Genomic DNA, 4,317 nt, shown 5'->3' with positions numbered 1-4,317 from the left:
GTGCGGGGGGAAGTCAGGGGGATCTCGATCCTGCCGGTGCCGCGGGGGCGGCGTTCAACGCAAGAACCCCGCATCCGGGGGATGCGGGGTTCTGAGGGAGTGCGCCCGGAGGGATTCGAACCCCCAACCTTCTGATCCGTAGTCAGATGCTCTATCCGTTGAGCTACGGGCGCCTCTGTTTCGCAACCACGGGCTGCGCAACGGGTAATAACTTACACCCGAGGGCCCCTGGGGACAAATCGTGGAACGGGCGGCCTGGGGGCACACCGCGCCGTCATGGGGGACGGCGCGCGGCCTCCCCGCGATAGACTCGGCCCACACCCCTGTGCCACCCAGGAGAGCCTGGACCCCGGCGCCGCCCCACAGCGACGTGGAGCGCTCGGACCGGAAGGGTCAGGCCCCAGGGGGCGCGGCACGCACGACGGCCTCAACGAGGAGACATGTCAATGGCTGACAACAGCACGGCAAGCATCGGGACCACGGAACTCAACCAGGAGGTCCGGCAGTCGCTGGAGAATCCCCCCACGGACTACCGCGGGCTGGTGGACTGGGTGCGGGAGATCGCGGAGCTGGCGCAGCCCGACCGCATCCACTGGGCCGACGGCTCGGACGCCGAGTGGACGCAGCTGACTGACCAGATGGTCGAGGCGGGCACCCTGGTGCGGCTGTCCGAGGAGAAGTTCCCCAACTCCTTCGCGGCGTTCTCGGATCCCGAGGACGTGGCGCGTGTGGAGGAGCGCACCTTCATCTGCACCAAGACCCAGAAGGGAGCGGGCCCCACCAACAACTGGGAGGACCCGCAGGTCATGAAGGAGACGCTGAACAAGCGCTTCTCCGGTGCCATGCGCGGGCGCACCATGTACGTGATCCCGTTCGTGATGGGCTCCCTGGACGCGCAGAAGCCCCAGTACGGCGTGGAGATCTCGGACTCCCCCTACGTGGTGTGCTCCATGCGCATCATGGCCACGATCGGCAGCGAGGTCCTGGACAAGATGTCCCGGGACAAGGCTCCGTTCGTGGAGTGCGTCCACTCCCTCGGCGCCCCGTTGGCTCCGGGCGAGCAGGACGTGCCCTGGCCCTGCAACCCCGCCAAGTACATCGTGCAGTTCCCCGAGGACCGCGCCATCTGGTCCTTCGGCTCCGGCTACGGCGGCAACGCCCTGCTGGGCAAGAAGTGCTACGCGCTGCGCATCGCCTCCGCGATCGCCCACGACGAGGGCTGGCTGGCCGAGCACATGCTCATCCTCAAGGTCACCGACCCCGAGGGCGACTCCCGCTTCATCGCCGCGGCCTTCCCGTCCGCGTGCGGCAAGACCAACTTCGCCATGCTCGAGCCCACCGTGCCCGGGTGGAAGGCCGAGATGGTGGGTGACGACATCGCCTGGATCCGCTTCGGCAAGGACCGCACCCCGCGCGTGGTCAACCCCGAGGCCGGGCTGTTCGGTGTGGCGCCGGGAACCGGCTGGTCCACCAACCCGAACGCCATGCACGCGATCGCCCGCGGCAACACCATCTTCACCAACGTGGCCCTCACGGACGACGGCGGCGTGTGGTGGGAGGGCATGACCGACGAGGTCCCCGAGCACCTCACGGACTGGAAGGGCAACGACTGGACCCCGGACGCCGGGCGTCCCGCCGCGCACCCGAACTCCCGGTTCTGCACGCCCATCAAGCAGGTGGACATGCTCGCGCCCGAGTACGACGACCCCGAGGGCGTGCCGCTGTCCGCGATCATCTTCGGTGGCCGCCGCAAGACCACGGTGCCCCTGGTGTCCGAGTCCTTCGGCTGGGAGCACGGCGTGTTCCAGGGTGCCACGCTGTCCTCCGAGACCACCGCCGCCGCCAAGGGCGCGGTGGGTGTGGTCCGTCGCGACCCCATGGCCATGCTCCCGTTCATCGGCTACAACGCCAACGACTACCTGGAGCACTGGCTGGACACCGGCGCCCGCATGGGTGAGGAGAACATGCCGCGGATCTACTACGTGAACTGGTTCCGCCGCACCCCGGACGGCGGCTTCGCGTGGCCCGGCTTCGGTGAGAACTCCCGCGTGGTCAAGTGGATCGTGGAGCGCCTCAAGGGCACCGCGGGCGGTCAGGAGACCCCCGTGGGCATCCTGCCCCGCAAGGAGGACCTGGACCTCACCGGCCTGGACATCTCGGACGAGGAGCTCGACGCCGCCCTGCGCGTGGACAAGGACGAGTGGCTCGCGGAGCTGCCCGGCATCGACGAGTGGTTCGCCCGCCTGCGCGACGTCCCCGAGGTCATCCTCGAGCAGCGCGCCGGCCTGGAGGAGCGCCTGAAGAACAGCTGATGCGGGACCGGCGCCCGCCGGAGCCCACCCCTGCACGAGCACGCCGCGCGGCCGATCCGACCGCGCGGCGTGCTCGTGTCCACCGACGGACGGGTCCCTGAGGAAAGGACGACGATGCGGCTCACGGCCTTCTCCGACATCGCCCTGCGGGTGCTGCTGCTCATGGCCGGGCTGCCGGACGGCACCCGGCTGTCCACACAGCGCATCGCCGAGGGCGTGGGCGCCCCGTACCACCACGTGGCCAAGACCGTGGCGAGACTCCGCGGGATGGGCCTGCTGCGTTCCCAGCGCGGGCGGGCCGGGGGAGTCGTGCTCACCGACGAGGGGCGCGCCGCGAGCGTGGGACAGGTGCTGCGCGTGCTGGAGGCGGACACCGCGATCGTCGAGTGCGAGGCGGACGAGACGGCCTGCCCGCTCAACCACGGGTGCCGGCTGCGCAGCGCGCTCGCGGGCGCGAGGGAGGCCTTCTACCGCGAGCTGGACGCCGTACGCATCGCGGATCTGGTGAACCCGCGACAGGTGGGCCCCATCGCGGTGGAGCTGGGACTGCGTCCGCCCGGCATACGGGAGGGCCCTGTGCACCACGAGGGATCCGTGAGCTCGTGAAGTCCGCTCCTGCGGGGCGGTGTGCGCGCGGCCGGGGCACACGGCTGGGGGCACCGCCCCCGCAATAAATAGCATATGGAATGCTAAATTAGTCTCGTCAGGTCACGACGAGAGGAAACCGCCATGCTGTCCGAGAAGTCCCGCCCGGTCATCGCCCAGACCCTGGGCGTCGTCGCCGAACGGATCCCGCACATCACCCCGGAGTTCTACCGGTCGATGTTCGAGGCCCGCCCGGACCTGCTGGACGGGATGTTCAGCAGGGCGAACCAGAAGAACGGCACCCAGCCGCAGGCGCTCGCGGGATCCATCGCCATGTTCGCCTCCCACCTGCTGAACCACCCGGACTCCTACCCGGACGAGGTGCTCTCCCGCGTGGCGCACAAGCACGCCTCGCTGGGCCTGAAGCCCGAGGAGTACCCCACCGTCCACGAGCACCTGTTCAAGGCCATCGCCGCTGACCTCGGGGACGCGGCCACGCCCGAGGTGGTCGCAGCGTGGGACGAGGTCTACTGGCTCATGGCGGACGCCCTCATCAAGCTGGAGAAGGGCCTCTACGCCTCGCAGGCGAACGACGTGATGTTCGCGCCCTACCGGGTGGTCTCCAAGGACGAGGTCGCGGACGGGGTGCTCGCGTTCGACCTGGAGCCCGCGGACGGCACGCCCATGACCCCGGCCGTTGCGGGCCAGTACGTGTCCGTCCAGGTCACCGTTCCGGACGGGCTGCGCCAGCCCCGCCAGTTCACGCTGGTTCCCAGTGAGCCCGGGCACCGCCGGGTGGTCGTGCGCGAGGACCCGCAGGGGGAGGTCACCCCGGTGCTGCACCGGGACGTCGCCGTGGGGGACGTGCTGGAGGTCTCCAACCCCTACGGGGACGTGGTCCTGGACCCGGACTCCCGCGCGCCGCTGGTGCTGGTCTCGGCGGGGATCGGAGTCACCCCCGTGCTGGCCTTCCTGGAGCAGCTCGTGCGCGAGGACCCCGAGCGGGAGGTGCTGGTGCTGCACGCGGACCGCTCCGAGGCGGCGTGGCCGTGCCGGGAGCAGGTCCGGGAGTACGTCTCCCAGCTTCCGAACGCGCGCCTGGTCTCGTGGCTCGGCACCCCGGGGGAAGGGGACCACGAGGGGCGGATGGACGTCACCCAGGTGGAGATCCCCACCGGCGCCGAGGTCTTCATGTGCGGCCCGCTCCCGTTCATGCAGTCCGTGCGGTCCCAGGTGATCGACTCCGGCGTGCCCGGCCGGGCGGTCCACTACGAGATCTTCGGCCCGGACCTGTGGATGCTGCACGACGAGGCACGCGCCGCCGCCTGATCCTGCAGCGCATTCGACGACGCCGCGCGGCCCAGTGGGCTGCGCGGCGTCGTCGTACCCGCGGTGGGGCGGGGCGGGCGGGGTCCGGGGG

Annotated in this window: 3 protein-coding genes and 1 tRNA gene; 3 read left to right on the top strand and 1 reads right to left on the bottom strand. The window is 70.4% G+C overall.

All coding sequences use genetic code 11. The features are described 5' to 3' along the window. Positions 1-100: 100 nt before the first annotated feature. Positions 101-173, bottom strand: a tRNA-Arg gene (locus D9R02_RS11280). Positions 174-446: 273 nt separating this feature from the next. Between D9R02_RS11280 and D9R02_RS11275 the strand changes: the two genes are divergently transcribed. From D9R02_RS11275 to D9R02_RS11265, 3 genes are all read left to right on the top strand, one after another. Then, positions 447-2,312 (top strand): phosphoenolpyruvate carboxykinase (GTP), encoded by a 1,866-nt coding sequence (locus tag D9R02_RS11275; RefSeq protein WP_047978551.1) that lies wholly within the window; start codon positions 447-449, stop codon positions 2,310-2,312. 114 nt (positions 2,313-2,426) lie between these two features. Beyond that, positions 2,427-2,918: an RrF2 family transcriptional regulator gene (locus tag D9R02_RS11270; RefSeq protein ID WP_047978550.1), complete on the top strand. Its 492-nt coding sequence runs from the start codon at positions 2,427-2,429 to the stop codon at positions 2,916-2,918. A gap of 123 nt (positions 2,919-3,041) precedes the next feature. Further along, entirely contained in the window at positions 3,042-4,226 is a 1,185-nt protein-coding gene (locus D9R02_RS11265; RefSeq protein WP_047978549.1) for a globin domain-containing protein, read from the top strand. The last annotated feature ends 91 nt before the right edge of the window (positions 4,227-4,317 follow it).

The organism is Kocuria rhizophila (assembly GCF_003667225.1).
GTDB lineage: Bacteria > Actinomycetota > Actinomycetes > Actinomycetales > Micrococcaceae > Kocuria > Kocuria rhizophila.
This window is presented reverse-complemented; position numbering and strand designations above follow the sequence as displayed.